The following is a 15,337-nucleotide window of genomic DNA, read 5'->3' on the forward strand; positions in this document are numbered from 1 at the left end:
CTGGACCGCGTTTATTCAGGAACAATGAGGTCAAAATGTGGGAGGGGCTTGCCCCCGAGAGGGCCGGCCCAGCTTGCGTCAATCTCCCTTGGGCAACTCAATCACAAACCTCGTCCAGCCCGCCTGCGACTCACAATAAATCCTCCCCCCATGCGCCCGCACAATCGACTGGGTAATCGCCAACCCCAGCCCTGCATGTTCACTGCTGCCTGCCCGCCTTGACGGGTCAGCTCGGTAGAACCGGTCAAACAGCCGCGGCAATAATTGCGCTGGAATGCCATCCCCGGTGTTCTCAACCATAAGTGTCACGCCTTCGTCCATCCGCACCCGCACTTCACCGCCTGGTGGGGTAAACCGCAGCGCGTTATCCAGCAAGTTCGACAGCGCCCGGCGCAACATGCCGCGATCGCCCAGCGTATGGGCGGTGCCTTCGCGTACCAGCGTGACCTGCGCATCCTCTGCCAGCAGGGTAAAAAACTCCAACAGTGCGTCGACCTCATCGCCCAGATTCAGGGCTTCACGGTTGGGCATCAGCAAGCCGTGGTCGGCTTTGGCCAGGTACAGCATGTCGTTGACCAGTTGCGCCATCCACTGCAACTCTTCGAGGTTGCTGTGCAGTGCCTCGCGGTAGTCCTCCAGCGGGCGCGGTTGAGTGAGGATCACCTGGGTCTGGGTCAGCAGATTGGAGAGCGGTGTGCGCAGTTCGTGGGCGATATCGGCGGAGAACGCCGACAGGCGCTGGAAGGCGTCGTCCAAGCGACCCAGCATCGCGTTGAAGGCCTGGGCCAGCTCCGCCAGCTCCACCGGCATTTGCGCCTGGGGCAGGCGTTGGGTCAGGGAGTGGGCGGAAACGCTGGCGGCCACTTCGCCCATGCGTCGCAACGGTCGCAGCCCGCTGCGTGCGGCCCAGGCGCCGAGCAGGGCAGTGGCCAGGGCCGAGAGGCCGACGGTCAGCCAGATCAAACGCTGCATACGCTCCAGAAAGTGCTGATGGTGGGTGATATCGAGGATCAGGCTCAGCTGTGGCGAGCCGGGTTGGCCGGGCGTCAACGGCGCGTTGTACACACGGTAGTCGGTGCCGGCGTTTTGCAGGCTGTGCAGGCCCGGTGCTGCGGGCACGCTGAGGTACGGCGCACCGTCCACCCAGCGCTGGTCGGCCGCAGTGATACGTAAGGTGAAGTCGGGCTGGTGATCAAGTTCGGCGCGCCATTGCGGGCCTCGCAGCGCAAAGGCTTCCCGTGAGTCGACACCCTGCAAGGCACTGCGCAGGGCCACCAGCTTGCTGTCGAGCAGTTGCTGATCCAGCTCGATAAAGTGCGCCTCGCTGGCGCGGTTGAACAGCACCCCGGCAATCAACGAGACCACCGCCGTGCAGGCGGCAAACAGCAGTGCGAGGCGGCTGGCCAGGGACAGGCGCCTGATCACGTGAACCGCTCCTCCAGCACATAACCCATGCCGCGCGCGGTGTGGATCAGCTTGTTGGGGAAGTTGTCATCGACTTTAAGGCGCAGGCGACGGATCGCCACTTCGATGATGTTGGTGTCGCTGTCGAAGTTCATGTCCCAGACCTGGGAAGCGATCAGGGTCTTGGGCAGCACTTCGCCCTGGCGGCGTAGCAGCAGTTCCAGCAGGGCAAATTCCTTGGCGGTGAGGTCAATGCGCTGGCCGTCGCGCTCGACCCGGCGGCGGATCAGGTCCAGGCTCAGGTCGGCCAGTTGCAGGGTGGTTTCCTGCGGTGTGCTGCTGCCACGGCGCAACAAGGTGCGTACCCGGGCCAGCAGTTCGGAAAAGGCGAAGGGTTTGACCAGGTAATCGTCGGCGCCCAGTTCCAGGCCATGCACGCGGTCTTCCACGGCATCGCGAGCGGTGAGAAACAGTACCGGCATGTCCAGTCCAGCACTGCGCACCGCCTGCAGGATCTGCCAGCCGTCGCGGCCCGGCAGCATCACATCGAGGATCAACAAGTCATAGTCACCCGTCAGCGCCAGGTGCTGGCCGGTCGTGCCGTCGGCCACCAGTTCGGTGGTAAAGCCAGCCTCGGCCAGGCCCTGACGCAGGTAGTGGCCGGTTTTGGGTTGGTCTTCGACGATCAGCAGTTTCATATCGGGCTCTTGGTAAAGGATGGCAGCCGGCCTTTATACCCTGGGCTCCAGGGGATGGGCGCAAGCTGACAAAGTTGTAATCTAGCAGTCAGCTGGCTGGCAGCGAGGCAATCTTAAAGTGTTGCCCAAGCTGGACACCTATTTTTTGGAGAGTGAAAGATGGCGATGCGCACACCCCTGTTATTGGCGGGCTGCTTGTTGGCGATGAGCTTCAATGCGCTGGCGGACGCTGCTCACACCTACGCGTTCGGCCAGCCCGCACCGGCGGATAAAGCCACGCGTACTGTGCAAGTCACGCTGCAGGACATTGCCTTTGAGCCCAAGGCCCTGGACGTAAAGGCCGGTGAAACCGTGCGTTTCGTGCTGGTCAACAAAGGCCAGTTGCTACATGAATTCAACCTGGGCGACGCATCGATGCATGCCGCCCACCAGAAAGAGATGCTGCAGATGCAAGCCAGTGGCATGCTCACCGCCACAGGCATGGGCAAGATGGACCACAGCGCCATGGGGCACGGCGATATGGGCGGCATGAAGCACGACGATCCCAACAGTGTCTTGGTGGAGCCGGGCAAGACTGCCGAACTGACGTGGACCTTCACCAAAGCCACGGGCCTGGAGTTCGCCTGCAACCTGCCGGGGCATTATCAGGCGGGCATGGTCGGCAAACTGACCGTTGAGTGAGGCGTTTGTTAAGGGCGGGGGCAAAGGCTGGTAGACTGGCGCGGTTTATTTAGCCAGGTTTCCGCCATGCATCCCGCAGCCGAACATTCGCCGCTGGGCAAGTCCAGTGAATACATCTCCACTTACACCCCATCGTTGCTGTTCCCGATTCCGCGCGCCGCCAAGTGGGCCGAACTGGGCCTGAGCGCCGACACCCTGCCGTACAAGGGCGTGGATTTCTGGAACTGCTTTGAATTGTCCTGGCTGCTGCCGTCGGGCAAGCCGGTGGTGGCCATCGGTGAGTTCAGCATCCCGGCCGACTCGCCGAACATCGTCGAGTCCAAGTCCTTCAAGTTGTACCTCAACTCGCTGAACCAGACCGCCTTTGTCGATACGCCAAGCCTGGAAGCCACCCTGCGCACCGACCTCAGCTTTGCAGCCGGCAAGCCGGTGACCGTGCGCATCCGCAGCCTGGCCGACATCGAGGCCGAAGGCGTGATGGCGTTGCCGGGTGCGTGCATTGACGGCCTGGATATCAATGTCAGCAGCTATGAGCATCCGCGCCCGGAGCTGCTGCGTTGCGATGACTCGCGTGTGGTGGAGGAGAGCGTGCACAGCCACCTGCTCAAATCCAACTGCCCGGTGACCAGCCAGCCGGATTGGGGCAGCGTGGTAGTGGAGTACCGTGGCGCGGCATTGGATCACGCCAGCCTGCTGGAATATATCGTGAGTTTTCGCCAGCACTCGGACTTCCATGAGCAGTGCGTGGAGCGGATCTTCCTGGACTTGCAGCGCTTGCTCAAGCCGGAGAAGCTGACCGTTTATGCGCGCTATGTGCGCCGGGGTGGGTTGGATATCAATCCGTACCGCAGCACTGAAAATACCCAGTTCCTGAACGTGCGCCTGGCGCGCCAGTAAGCCTGCATAAACAAGCAAATGTGGGAGGGGGCTTGCTCCCGATAGCGGAGTGTCAGTCACAGCATCTGTGTCTGAACTTCTGCTATCGGGAGCAAGCCCCCTCCCACATTTTGGTTCTTTATTTGGCTTAGGGTCGGGTTAGATCCCGATATTGCCCAGGGTGATCATGATGTTGCGCAATGTCCCGGAAATGACCGGGTGCTCAGCGTCGAACTCTATGGCCGCCTGATTCACATCGTCGGAGATGCTCGGCGTCTGAGTGGCCGGTTCCAATTCAAGTTGCACTTCGAACTTGGCAATCAGTTCCTCCAACGCTTCACGTTTTTCCGGTGACAGCGGTGGCTCCTGTTCCAACTGCCCGCGCAGGATCTCGACCTGTTCTTCCAGCTTTTTGCGATCAGGCATGACGTTCTTTCCTTTTATCGATAGTCACTGGCATAGACCACGGCACGCCGCGAAAGGTCTACGGGCTGACCTCTAGATTAATCCACTGGGGCTAACCGTGCATGATCTTGATCAGGGCTTCTCGCCTTTGAGCCGGCGCAGGCTGATGTCTGCCAGGCAACTGCCGAGCTCGCCGAGGTGGTCGATCACCGAGTGCACGCCCAGGCCATAGAGCGCCACAGTCGCCTTGCCGCGCTTGTATTCGCGTTGCTGTGCGGTGAGTGCCTGCCATTGCTCGGGTGACAGGCCGCAGAGCGAGCCACAAGAGGCCAGGCCGATGGTCCACAACCCGGCATTAAGGCCCGATTGCAGCTGGCGCGGCTCGCCGCTGACCAGTACGCAACCTTCCAGGCGTTCGATGTTCAGTTCCATCAAGGCTTGCCAGCAGGCGTGGGGCGCGGGCCAGCGGATGGGGGAGGGTGAGGCAGCCTTGACCCAGCCCGGCAGACTGGTGGACAGGGGCGTGGTAACCGAGGGCGGCAGTTCGTCCAGCCAGGCGCAGGGCACGCCTAGTTCTTTCAGGCTACGCAGGCTTTTCAAAGCGCCGGGTGTGGCCACGGAGCCGGGGCAGGGCGAATCGGTACGCGCCAGGGAACCAAAATCCACCAGGCAGCCACTCAGGCCAAATAACACGGCGGTCAATGAAGGGGCTGTGGCGATAGCAATCTCGGCGTGTGGCATCTGAACGTCCCTGAAATAGCAGCAACACTAACGGGGTGGCATGACAAGGCCATGACACTGATGGTGTTTGTAGGAATTTTGTGCATTTTTCGTAAGACAGGATCCTTGTAGCTGCCTAAACACACACTTCCGTCATATACTGACGGCCTTATTCAGGGCATAGCGCCCATGACAGACCATTCAAGGAGCAAAAGCTATGCGCTGGAGCCACTACTTCGCTCAGCTGTCGGTGTGTGCCACCGTGCTGTTGGCACCTTTCGCCGTACAAGCCGCGTCGGAAGATGACCCATGGGAAAGCGTCAACCGCCCGATTTTCACCTTCAACGACACCGTTGATACCTACGCCCTCAAGCCAATCGCCCAGGGCTATCAGTTCGTCACCCCGCAATTTGTGCAGGACGGCGTTCACAACTTCTTCCGCAACATCGGCGATGTCGGCAACCTGGCCAACAACGTGCTGCAGCTCAAGCCCTACAATGCTGGTGTCGACACGGCTCGCCTGCTGGTCAACACCACGTTTGGCGTGCTGGGCTTTATCGACGTCGGCACCAAAATGGGGCTGCATCGCAGCGATGAAGACTTCGGCCAGACCCTCGGCTACTGGGGCGTCGGCAGCGGTCCCTACGTGATGATTCCGTTGCTCGGCCCAAGCACCTTGCGTGATGCGCCGTCCAAATACGTCGACAGCTACACCCAACCCTACCGCTACATGAATGACATCGGCTGGCGTAACAGCACCTTCGGCCTGAACGTCGTCGACGTGCGCGCCAGCTTGCTCGACAGCGAGAAGCTGATCAGCGGCGACAAGTACACCTTCATTCGTAACGCCTACCTGCAGAACCGTGAGTTCAAGGTCAAGGATGGCAAGGTCGTTGACGACTTCTAGGCCGTGACGTTTTGAAATGAAAAAGGCGACCTTTGAAAGGTCGCCTTTTTTGTGCGCGCTTTTCAGCGCATCTTCAAGATCCTGAGACCCAAGTGCTGTTCATCGCCCGCAGCCTTGGTCCACACGACTTCAGTGTCTGCCTCCAGGCCCTTGAGTGCGGCGTGCTCTGAATCGATGCGTACGGTCAGTAGGTCGCCCACGATGAACTGGCGCGGCGCCTGCACCTGCATGCCGGAGCTGGAAAGGTCCAGGCATACACCTTCAATCTCCTGCCCGGCGTGGATCAGGGACACATTGGCATCCACCCGCATGCGGATGAAATCGCGTTTTTCGGCGTAGTCGCGCTCGTGTTCGCTCACAGCATCCATCCTTACTTTACGTTGGGGTTGTGGCAGTTCTTATAACTCCCGGTGATTTGCGGTGTAAAGACGCCCGGCGACCATCGGCATGAGCTTGAAACCCCTCACGGATGGGAGTACCGTCTGCGCCTTAGAAGGGCACCTCTGCTTTACCGTTGTGCATGGGCGAAATCCCAATGCTTTGTAGGACAGAGAGGCTAGAAAGCGAATCCAGTACGTGAGCCCGGCCATTGCCGAGCCGCCTACGCCAACCTAATTCTGGCGCCGTTTGCCCACATGCAAAAAACCAGTGCCACGCTGCTGATAATCGATGACGACGAAGTAGTGCGCGCGAGCCTCGCGGCCTACTTGGAAGACAGTGGCTTCAGCGTCCTGCAGGCCAGTAATGGCCAACAGGGTCTCCAGGTATTCGAGCGCGACAAGCCCGACCTTGTGATCTGCGACCTGCGCATGCCCCAGATGGGCGGCCTGGAGCTGATTCGCCAGGTGACCGAGCTTGCCCCGCAAACGCCGGTGATTGTCGTGTCCGGTGCCGGTGTCATGAACGACGCCGTCGAAGCCCTGCGCCTGGGCGCTGCCGATTACCTGATCAAGCCCCTGGAAGACCTGGCCGTGCTGGAGCACTCGGTGCGCCGCGCCCTGGACCGTGCCCGCCTGCTCCTGGAAAACCAGCGCTACCGCGAAAAGCTCGAGACCGCCAACCGCGAACTCGAAGCCAGCCTGAACCTGCTCCAGGAAGACCAGAACGCCGGTCGCCAGGTGCAGATGAACATGCTGCCGGTGAGCCCCTGGAGCATCGACGAGTTCAAGTTTGCCCACCAGATCATCCCGTCGTTGTACCTGTCGGGTGATTTTGTCGATTATTTCCGTGTGGATGAGCGACGCGTGGCGTTCTACCTGGCCGACGTTTCCGGCCATGGCGCTTCTTCTGCCTTTGTGACCGTGTTGTTGAAGTTCATGACCACACGGCTGTTGTTCGAGTCCAAGCGCAATGGCACCTTGCCGGAGTTCACCCCCTCCGAGGTGCTGGGCCACATCAACCGGGGCCTGATCAGCTGCAAGCTGGGCAAGCACGTGACGATGGTCGGCGGCGTGATCGATGAAGAAACCGGTCTTTTGACCTACAGCATTGGCGGCCACCTGCCGATGCCTGTTTTATACACTCCTGACAGTGTGCGCTACCTGGAAGGTCGTGGCCTGCCCGTAGGCTTGTTCAATGAAGCCACCTACGAAGACCACATCCTGGAACTGCCGCCGACTTTCAGCCTGACGCTGATGTCCGACGGCATCCTGGACCTTTTGCCAGAGCCTACACTCAAAGAGAAAGAAGCCACCTTGCCCCAAAAGGTCAAGTCGGCGGGCGGCAGCCTGGATGGCCTGCGGCAGGTTTTTGGATTGGCCACGCTAGGGGAGATGCCGGATGATATCGCCCTATTGGTGTTGAGCAGGAATCTTTGATGAGTACCGGAAGAATCCAATTCGCCGAGCAAGACGGGACCTTCGTCCTCAAGTTTGTCGGCGAAGTGCGCCTGACCTTGTGTTCGGCGCTGGATGCGACGATTGAGCGGATCTTCACAGCGCTGAACTTCTCGGCGATCGTGATCGATCTGACCGAAACCCGCAGCATCGACAGCACCACCTTGGGGCTGTTGGCCAAGCTGTCCATTCTGTCTCGGCAGAAGGTCGGCCTGTTGCCGACCGTCGTCACCACCCACGAAGACATCACCCGGCTGCTGCAGTCCATGGGCTTCGACCAGGTGTTCAACATTGTTGACCGCCCGATTCCCTGCCCGGAATGCCTCACCGACCTGCCGTCGCAAGACCAGTCCGAAGAGATCGTACGGGTCAAGGTGCTGGAAGCGCACAAGATCCTCATGGGCCTCAACGAGTCCAACCGCGAAGCCTTCCACGACCTCGTCAACGCCCTCGAGCGCCACTGACGGCTTCCCTGTCGAAACACATACCCATGTGGGAGGGGGCTTGCTCCCGATAGCGGTGGATCAGTCAACAAATCCAGTGACTGACACTCCGCTATCGGGAGCAAGCCCCCTCCCACAATTGACCTGCGATCGACTTGAAACTGGTACACAAAAAAGGGCGGCACCCTCACAGGTGCCGCCCTTTTTGCTGCTATCTGCCCTTACAGCTTGGCCGACAACAACGCCTCCAGCTTCTCCTGATCGCGAGCAAACTGGCGAATGCCCTCTGCCAGCTTCTCAGTCGCCATCGCATCCTCGTTGGACTCCCAACGGAACTGCGCTTCAGTCATATGCACACGCGCCTCACCGGCATGCCCTGGCGCCAATTTACGTTCCAGCTTGCCTTCATCCGCCGCCAGCTTCTCCAGCAGGTCCGGGCTGATGGTCAGGCGATCACACCCGGCCAGCTCTTCGATCTGGCTCAGGTTACGGAAGCTCGCACCCATTACCACAGTCTTGTAGCCATTGGCCTTGTAGTAGTTGTAGATGCGCGTCACCGACTGCACGCCCGGGTCTTCGGAACCGGTGTAGTCGTTGCCGTTGGCCTTCTTGTACCAGTCGTAGATACGGCCCACGAACGGCGAAATCAGGAACACGCCGGCTTCAGCGCAGGCCACGGCCTGGGCGAAAGAGAACAGCAGCGTCAGGTTGGTCTGGATGCCTTCTTTTTCCAGCTTCTCGGCGGCACGGATGCCTTCCCAGGTAGAAGCGATCTTGATCAGCACACGGTCACGGCCAACGCCGGCTTTGTCGTACAGGTCGATCAGACGGTGCGCACGCTTGAGAATGGCCGCCTCGTCGAACGACAGACGCGCATCCACCTCAGTGGAAATACGGCCCGGCACTACTTTGAGAATTTCTTGACCCACCGCCACCGCAAAGCGGTCGCTGGCCAGGCCTACGTCGCCGTTGCAGTCCTGTACACACTCATCCAGCAGCTTGGCATAACCAGAGATGGACGCAGCCTTGAGTAGCAGGGAAGGGTTGGTAGTAGCGTCCTGCGGCTTGAGCTTGGCGAGGGTAGAAAAATCGCCGGTATCGGCTACGACGGTGGTGAATTGCTTGAGTTGTTCCAGCTTGGAAGTCATGGGCGTGCTCTGTCCTGTGGGTCTGATGACATTACCCGAGCGCTGGCAGGCGCTCAAGGGCGCAAATGCGTTAGGTCGTTTGCGAGGGCAATAACCTGGAAACGGCCGTTTGAATTACCGGCAGTGGTGCTCAATAGGAGGGCAAAATCGCTGGCAGGTTCAACCCAACTGCCCGATGACACGGTCATCGCCACTGGGCCTGACCCAATACGGTAGGAGCGAGCTTGCTCGCGAAAAACGTCAACGATAACGCGTACTTCCTGAATAAACGCGGCGCCTATGGGTTTCTCGCGAGCAAGCTCGCTCCTACCAGAGCCCAGCAGCTATCCAGTCACCGACCCTCCAACAACTCCCCAGCCTGATCCAGCAACGCCAACGGATCCGCCGCCTTATGAATATCCACCGACAACAACTGCCTGAACTTACGAGCCCCCGGAAACCCAGTACCCAACCCCAACACATGCCGCGTAATGTGATGCATCGTCCCACCACTGGCCAAATGCTCAGCAATATAAGGCCGCAACTGCACCAACGCCTGCGCCCGACTAATCACCGGCGCCTCACTGCCAAACAACCGCTGATCCACCTCCGCCAACAGATACGGATTGTGATAAGCCTCCCGCCCCAGCATCACCCCATCAAACGTCTGCAAATGCTCCTGGCACTGCTCCAACGTCTTGATCCCACCGTTAAGATTAATCTCCAACTCCGGAAAATCCCGCTTCAACTGCGCCGCCACGTCATAACGCAACGGCGGAATGTCCCGGTTCTCCTTGGGCGACAACCCCTCCAGAATCGCAATCCGCGCATGCACGGTAAAACTGGTGCAACCGGCATCCTTCACCGTCCCGACGAAATCACACAGCTCGGCATAACTGTCCCGGCCATTGATACCGATACGGTGCTTCACCGTCACAGGGATCGTCACCGCATCGCGCATCGCCTTCACACAGTCCGCCACCAGGGCAGGGTGCGCCATCAGGATCGCGCCGATCATGTTGTTTTGTACGCGGTCGCTGGGGCAGCCGACGTTCAGATTCACTTCGTCGTAACCGCCGGCCTCGGCCATTCGCGCACAAGCTGCGAGGTCCGCAGGGACACTGCCGCCCAACTGGAGCGCCAGCGGGTGCTCGGCTTCGTTGTGGCGCAGGAAGCGCTCGTGATCGCCGTGGAGGATAGCGCCGGTGGTGACCATCTCGGTGTAGAGCAGGGCGTGTTTGGAGAGCAGGCGTAGGAAGAACCGGCAGTGGCGGTCGGTCCAGTCCATCATGGGGGCGACGGAGAAGCGGCGGGAGAGTGGGGCGGTTTGTAGGGACATGGGGGATCTGAGTCAGCGAGGCGAATGGCGCGCAGTTTATCAGGAACGGATCTTGGGTGCCGGAGAGGCAAGTTTTGCGCGCATTACCACTTCGAGCGAGGACGTTGCCGTGTGTGGAATACGCCAAGGATCTGCAGTCGATCGCCCCGCACTCTATACGGGATCAGATAGGACCAGTTGGGAACCGCCCATTCGCGGGTATGTTTCACCCGACCTTCGCGGCCCATGGAAGGAAACTGAGCCAGCCTGTCGACGCTGGCGAAAATGGCATCCGAGAAGTCGTCGGCGGCTTTTGGATTTTCGAGAGCGATATAATTCGCTTCGTCTTCCAGATTTTTGAGTGCTTTTTCAAGCCACTCAACCCGCATTCCTGCTCCAGCGCCTAGCGCGCATGGCCGCCACTTGATCATCGGTGGCGAATTTGCCTTCGTCGGCGTCTTTTACCGCTAGCTCGATCTGAGCGGTCAGCGTTCTCTCGTGCTCGATGTAGTCGCGAAGAACGTCCATCGCCAGGTAGCTCACTGTCTGGCCGTTGGTTTTGGCCAGGTCGGCGAGAGAGTTGGATAGGTCTTCCGGCAGGTTTAGGGATATCCCAGTCATGGCGGCCTCGATGGTGGACGGTTGTGGGGCATCTTACACCCTGGTGTGCTTGGGTGGCTCAGCAGTCCGTCGTGAGGTGTATCTGGAAGTGAATTGCTTTTTTTCCGCCTACTCAAAATTAGGTATCGTGGTCTGGCCTCTATATCTGCCCCACGAGTGACGTGGTCTACGTCATCAGTTTTCGTAAAACCACCAAACGGAGGTCAAAAACAATGACCAGGAAACCCAGTCCTGTAAGGGTTGATACGGTGAACCCGGAATGGTCGACGGAGCATTTTGCTAAGGCCAAGCCAGCCGGCGAGGTGCTTGTGAGGTTGTTTGGCAGAGTTCAGGCGAAGGAAATGCTCAAGCCCAAGCGGGGCGGCCAAACCGGTAGCTAACAACGAGCACGTCAATGTCCTTTTTGATGCTGACATGCTGGAGCGATTCAGGGCTTCCGGGCCGGGCTGATGAACGCGAATAAGTGCCGCTTTGGCCGATTCGCTCAAGACGCATACACCAGATGAGCTGAAGGCTTAGTCGCCAAATGTTATCTCAAAACGTTTAGCCGCCGAGAGGCGGCCTTTTGCTACCTGCCGATTAGATTTGTCTTGGCGATGGTGTGAATAAATCCGTACCTTTTTTCCTAGGGCTCGTCTAGCGGCTGGCAAAATGACACTGCTATCAAGTATAAAGGCCGTCTGATTAGAGTGAGGTGTTGCGCTTGAAGCGTGGAGTGATGATGGAATGAAGGCGGAATCTCGATTTGACACAAAAAAAGCATTCGTCCTGAATCCTCAGGACGTAAAAAAAATTTGGGATTTATTAGAAGGCGCTGACTTAGAAGTCGAAGCCACGCTTGAGTGTGCAGATGGCATTTCGCGTAAGACAAAGTTAATGAGCGATGTTTTAGAATACGACAACTCAGTGCGAGCTGAAATTAAGTCGTTGAGGTTGACCGGTACTTCATCTTCGATTAGCTCGTACTCTACGATTACGCTTGGAGGCGCGCACAGTACAAGTGTTTCATTTTCGTTAAATGGGCACGTCGATAAGGTAGCCGAACTGCGTGTTAGGCTTATGGATATAGTCGACGGTATGAGGCCTTGGTACGACCTATGTGCAAGGTTTGATTTTGGAGCTGTAGTGATCATTCTTTTTATGATCTCGGGCGTGTACCTTTCTTTCCTTTCTTCTGGGAAGCCAAAAGAAAATGTAGCTCCCGATCATGCATTGTCTGCGACTGTTATATCGATCGCAGCAGTGATGGTCATGATATTAATTGGATGGTTCTTTAGTCGCCTGAAACGAAGGTTTTTTCCTATTGCTGTTTTTGAAATAGGGTTGGGAGCGAAAAGAAACGAATTTGCTGAAAAGGTTAGGTGGGGGGTCGTAGTGGCATTCATTATTAGCATGGCTGCAGCGTTCGCGTTTAAACCTTTTTCTTAAGTTGTTCCGGTATAAAGGCGTCTGCCGATTTTTTATAGGTTAGCTTCTTTCGCAATGTTTACTTAGAAGGTTGTGGGTTTTTCGGTTTTAAACTGATGGCCCGCAACCGATACTAATGCTTTGAGTGTTACCCTATTTGTAATTGGTGGCTGCTCTATAACTCCATCGCCATTGTTAATTGCTTTTTCAGGGTCCACAAAAATGACGTACCCAGTTGAATAACTTCTCCGATAACCCCCCAGGTTCACGATTATCCATCGGAAATTTCCCACACTTTTCTCAGCTTGCCCCTCAGACCACCCCTAGCTAACCTCCTCAAGCCGCTGCCAATCCAGCGGCCGGATGTGGAAGTCCGATCAAGCTGAAGGCGCTCAATCGCCCATAAACACCTACCGGCGTTTTTTTACGTCTGTATGATTGCTTATGGCGGCTGTGCGCGGGGCACTTCGGTGCGCCGGGTCCTTTAGCCCTGGTCTTCCACACCTGCGTACAGCTGCCACCCCTCATGTGGAAGTGAGATAGGCAGTTCCTTAAACGCTAAAGGAGCTTCGCCATGTACAAGGTCACACCTAATCCGCCTTATGCTTCAAACGCTGCATTTTCTGATCCCAAGCTTCAAGCCGCAGCCCACCGAGCAATCCATCATCACTTGCCCCCATCCGACGACGCTGCGCCCACCGAACGCCCAAGCAACAACCTATTCCTCGTAAACCCAACCATCGACCCCGAAACCCTCCTGGCCAACGCCGCCGAAAACCTCGCATCCGCCAACGAAATGGCCGCCACCCTGGCGTTCGACCTCGACGACTCCCAGCGCGCCATCGCCCTAGGCATTCAGCAGTTAATCGAGTTGAGCTCGCTGCTGGTTGACCGAACCCAGGAGCAGGTTGCGCCTGTAACCGCCTCAGTCAAAGCTTGATAACCAACCCTGCCGCCTCACCCAAGGCGGCAACCTGAACTCATGCTGTCCCTCAGCAAAGTTTCATAATTCCCTGCGCCGTTGAGGCCTACGATTGCCTGCAAGAGAGGACCCCAGCGCCTCCAGCCCATAGGGAGTTGAAACCATGATCTCGAACCTCGTCAAAGTTGTGATGATCACCGGCACGTTGCTGTTGAGTGCTTGTTCATCTTCACCCGCCGTGAGCAGTGACCCGTGCTTTTCAGGTGGATGCCAGGCATTTGGGGACCATAGCCCCAGCAAAGCCGCCAAGATGAATTTTGGCGGCAGTGGGCTGGGGAGTAGTTATGGGGAGTATGGGGCGGGGTTGTTGCATGATGATTGATGAGGGTGGTGAGGCAGTCAGTGGTGTGTTGACTGACACATGGCAATCGGGAGCAAGCCCCCTCCCACAGTTTGATCTTCAGTGGTCAGGCGTTTGGCGACCGTAGCTCCAGCGAAGCTGCCAAGATGAATTTTGTTGGCAGTGGGCGGGGAGTATGGTTCGGGGTTGTTGCGTGATGATTGATGCCGCGCTGGGCTGCTGCAGCCCGCTGGAGTGATGACGTGTAGGAGTGAGCTTGCTCGCGAAAAACTTGAGGGCGCGGTGGTGAATCAGGATGCCCGCGTTATCGTTGGCGAATTTCGCGAGCAAGCTCGCTCCTACAGAGAGCCTAGTGGCCGCCTTTCATACGCCGAGCGATCAGGTAGAGGCCCAGGCCGACCAGGGCTGTTGCGGCGCCGATGTAGCCGGTGCTGGTCCAGCCCAGGCCGGCAGTGATGGCCATACCGCCAAACCACGGGCCCAGCGCATTTGCCAGGTTGAACGCCGCATGGTTCGAAGCCGCCGCCAAGCTCGGCGCTTCGTGTGCGATGTCCATCAGGCGGATCTGCAACGGTGCCGCCAATGCGACCATGGTGCCAACCAATCCCATGCTCAGCAGCACACCCCACAGCGACGAGGCGGCGAAGGGGAAGAACAACAACACCGCCATCGACCACACCAATATCAAGCCCACCGCCCGGAACTGCATACGATCAAACAGCTTGCCGCCGGCAATGTTGCCGATGATGCCGCCCACGCCAAACGCGGCGAGACCGAAGGGGATCCACTGCGGTGAAACCTTGGTCACTTCAAGCATGGTCGGCGCCAGATAGCTGAATACGCAGAACATCCCGGCAAAGCCAATCGCGCCGATGGACAGGGCCATCCATACCTGGGGTTTGGTGAAGGCGCGCAGTTCTTTGCGTGGGTCGCTGCGTTGTTCGTCGTGGCGGTGGGGCACGAATTGCCACACCAGGGCGATGGTGAGCAGGGCGATCACGCTGACCAGTGCAAACGCCGAGCGCCAGCCCAGGTGTTGGCCGAGGAAGGTGGCGATGGGGTTGCCGAGCAGCATGGCGAGGGTCAGGCCCATCATCACGCGGGCTACGGCGCCGGCGCGTTTGTCGGTGGGCACCATGCTGGAGGCAACCACGGCGGCGATGCCGAAGTAGGCGCCGTGGGGCAGGCCGCTGATAAAGCGGAAGGCCACCAGCGAGCCGAAGGTCGGGGTGAAGGCGGTGGCGAAGTTGCCCAGGGCGTACAGGCCCATCAGCAACAGCAGCATGTGTTTGCGCAGCAGCTTGGCACCGAGGATAGCCAGCAGTGGGGCGCCGACCATTACGCCGAGGGCGTAGGCGCTGATGGCGTGGCCGACTTGCGGTTCGCTCAGGCCCAGGTTTTGGGCGATGTCGGGCATCAGGCCCATGATGGCGAATTCGCCGGTGCCGATCGCGAAGGCGCCTACGGCCATGGCCGCTTCCATTTTCGCGGCGCTGCGCGCGGGCAGTACGTGCCCGGGTGTTTGCTGGGTAGTCATGGGTAACTCTATGTGGAAGGTGTGCACGAAAGACAGCCGCCGATGCTACGCAGGCAACGGCGAAGGTGTCTAGAA

18 protein-coding genes are annotated in these 15,337 nt (G+C 58.6%); 8 read left to right on the top strand and 10 right to left on the bottom strand.

What is annotated here, in order from left to right; translation table 11 throughout:
• Positions 1 to 78: 78 nt before the first annotated feature.
• Together QZR30_RS22515 and QZR30_RS22520 are read right to left on the bottom strand one after the other, a co-directional pair.
• Positions 79 to 1,425, bottom strand: coding sequence for a heavy metal sensor histidine kinase (locus tag QZR30_RS22515; protein WP_311904219.1), 1,347 nt, complete (start codon positions 1,423 to 1,425; stop codon positions 79 to 81).
• The gene (locus QZR30_RS22520; protein WP_046071508.1) at positions 1,422 to 2,102 is read right to left on the bottom strand and encodes a heavy metal response regulator transcription factor; all 681 of its coding nucleotides are present in this window, start codon (positions 2,100 to 2,102) and stop codon (positions 1,422 to 1,424) included. Before QZR30_RS22520 ends, QZR30_RS22515 begins: the two co-directional genes overlap by 4 nt.
• A 159-nt stretch (positions 2,103 to 2,261) precedes the next feature.
• Here QZR30_RS22520 and copI point away from each other — a divergent pair, with 159 nt between their 5' ends.
• Positions 2,262 to 2,783, top strand: coding sequence for a copper-resistant cuproprotein CopI (gene copI, locus QZR30_RS22525; protein WP_046071509.1), 522 nt, complete (start codon positions 2,262 to 2,264; stop codon positions 2,781 to 2,783).
• 66 nt (positions 2,784 to 2,849) lie between these two features.
• On the top strand, positions 2,850 to 3,680 hold the full coding sequence (queF, locus tag QZR30_RS22530; protein ID WP_311904221.1) for an NADPH-dependent 7-cyano-7-deazaguanine reductase QueF: 831 nt from the start codon (positions 2,850 to 2,852) through the stop codon (positions 3,678 to 3,680).
• Between the two features lie 138 nt (positions 3,681 to 3,818).
• On the opposite strand, the gene QZR30_RS22535 is transcribed toward queF, so the two are convergent.
• Together QZR30_RS22535 and QZR30_RS22540 are read right to left on the bottom strand one after the other, a co-directional pair.
• On the bottom strand, positions 3,819 to 4,085 hold the full coding sequence (locus QZR30_RS22535) for a DUF4404 family protein (RefSeq protein WP_043047481.1): 267 nt from the start codon (positions 4,083 to 4,085) through the stop codon (positions 3,819 to 3,821).
• 111 nt (positions 4,086 to 4,196) lie between these two features.
• Entirely contained in the window at positions 4,197 to 4,805 is a 609-nt protein-coding gene (locus QZR30_RS22540; protein ID WP_311904222.1) for an HAD family phosphatase, read from the bottom strand.
• A 196-nt stretch (positions 4,806 to 5,001) separates the two neighbouring features.
• Here QZR30_RS22540 and QZR30_RS22545 point away from each other — a divergent pair, with 196 nt between their 5' ends.
• On the top strand, positions 5,002 to 5,691 hold the full coding sequence (locus tag QZR30_RS22545) for an MlaA family lipoprotein (RefSeq protein WP_043047479.1): 690 nt from the start codon (positions 5,002 to 5,004) through the stop codon (positions 5,689 to 5,691).
• 62 nt (positions 5,692 to 5,753) lie between these two features.
• Here QZR30_RS22545 and QZR30_RS22550 read toward each other — a convergent pair whose 3' ends face one another.
• The gene (locus QZR30_RS22550) at positions 5,754 to 6,050 is read right to left on the bottom strand and encodes a PilZ domain-containing protein (RefSeq protein ID WP_046071512.1); all 297 of its coding nucleotides are present in this window, start codon (positions 6,048 to 6,050) and stop codon (positions 5,754 to 5,756) included.
• Positions 6,051 to 6,326: 276 nt separating this feature from the next.
• On the opposite strand from QZR30_RS22550, the gene rssB reads away from it, so the two are divergent.
• Positions 6,327 to 7,508: a two-component system response regulator RssB gene (gene rssB, locus QZR30_RS22555; protein WP_311904224.1), complete on the top strand. Its 1,182-nt coding sequence runs from the start codon at positions 6,327 to 6,329 to the stop codon at positions 7,506 to 7,508.
• A complete protein-coding gene (gene rssC, locus QZR30_RS22560; RefSeq protein WP_010212025.1) occupies positions 7,508 to 7,990 on the top strand; it encodes an anti-sigma factor antagonist RssC in 483 nt (160 codons plus the stop codon). Before rssB ends, rssC begins: the two co-directional genes overlap by 1 nt.
• Positions 7,991 to 8,190: 200 nt before the next feature.
• On the opposite strand, the gene tal is transcribed toward rssC, so the two are convergent.
• The 4 genes from tal to QZR30_RS22580 all read right to left on the bottom strand — a co-directional run bounded on the left by tal (position 8,191) and on the right by QZR30_RS22580 (position 11,035).
• On the bottom strand, positions 8,191 to 9,117 hold the full coding sequence (gene tal / locus QZR30_RS22565) for a transaldolase (protein ID WP_046071513.1): 927 nt from the start codon (positions 9,115 to 9,117) through the stop codon (positions 8,191 to 8,193).
• Positions 9,118 to 9,448: 331 nt separating this feature from the next.
• Positions 9,449 to 10,435 carry a tRNA dihydrouridine(20/20a) synthase DusA gene (dusA, locus tag QZR30_RS22570; protein WP_311904226.1) on the bottom strand — a complete coding sequence of 329 codons (987 nt, stop codon included), beginning with the start codon at positions 10,433 to 10,435 and terminating at the stop codon, positions 9,449 to 9,451.
• A gap of 83 nt (positions 10,436 to 10,518) precedes the next feature.
• Positions 10,519 to 10,803: a type II toxin-antitoxin system RelE/ParE family toxin gene (locus QZR30_RS22575; protein ID WP_043047475.1), complete on the bottom strand. Its 285-nt coding sequence runs from the start codon at positions 10,801 to 10,803 to the stop codon at positions 10,519 to 10,521.
• Positions 10,793 to 11,035 (bottom strand): CopG family ribbon-helix-helix protein, encoded by a 243-nt coding sequence (locus tag QZR30_RS22580; protein WP_311904227.1) that lies wholly within the window; start codon positions 11,033 to 11,035, stop codon positions 10,793 to 10,795. Before QZR30_RS22580 ends, QZR30_RS22575 begins: the two co-directional genes overlap by 11 nt.
• A 726-nt stretch (positions 11,036 to 11,761) precedes the next feature.
• Here QZR30_RS22580 and QZR30_RS22585 point away from each other — a divergent pair.
• The 3 genes from QZR30_RS22585 (at position 11,762) to QZR30_RS22595 (ending at position 13,746) form a co-directional block, all read left to right on the top strand.
• Positions 11,762 to 12,463 carry a hypothetical protein gene (locus QZR30_RS22585; RefSeq protein ID WP_311904228.1) on the top strand — a complete coding sequence of 234 codons (702 nt, stop codon included), beginning with the start codon at positions 11,762 to 11,764 and terminating at the stop codon, positions 12,461 to 12,463.
• Between the two features lie 553 nt (positions 12,464 to 13,016).
• A complete protein-coding gene (locus QZR30_RS22590) occupies positions 13,017 to 13,382 on the top strand; it encodes a DUF6124 family protein (RefSeq protein WP_311904230.1) in 366 nt (121 codons plus the stop codon).
• Positions 13,383 to 13,527: 145 nt separating this feature from the next.
• Positions 13,528 to 13,746, top strand: a complete 219-nt coding sequence (locus QZR30_RS22595; RefSeq protein ID WP_124419530.1) for a hypothetical protein — start codon at positions 13,528 to 13,530, stop codon at positions 13,744 to 13,746.
• Positions 13,747 to 14,074: 328 nt separating this feature from the next.
• Here QZR30_RS22595 and QZR30_RS22600 read toward each other — a convergent pair whose 3' ends face one another.
• A complete protein-coding gene (locus QZR30_RS22600) occupies positions 14,075 to 15,262 on the bottom strand; it encodes an MFS transporter (RefSeq protein WP_043047472.1) in 1,188 nt (395 codons plus the stop codon).
• Positions 15,263 to 15,337 lie beyond the last annotated feature (75 nt).

The organism is Pseudomonas sp. rhizo25 (assembly GCF_031931935.1).
Taxonomy (GTDB): Bacteria; Pseudomonadota; Gammaproteobacteria; order Pseudomonadales; family Pseudomonadaceae; genus Aquipseudomonas; species Aquipseudomonas synxantha.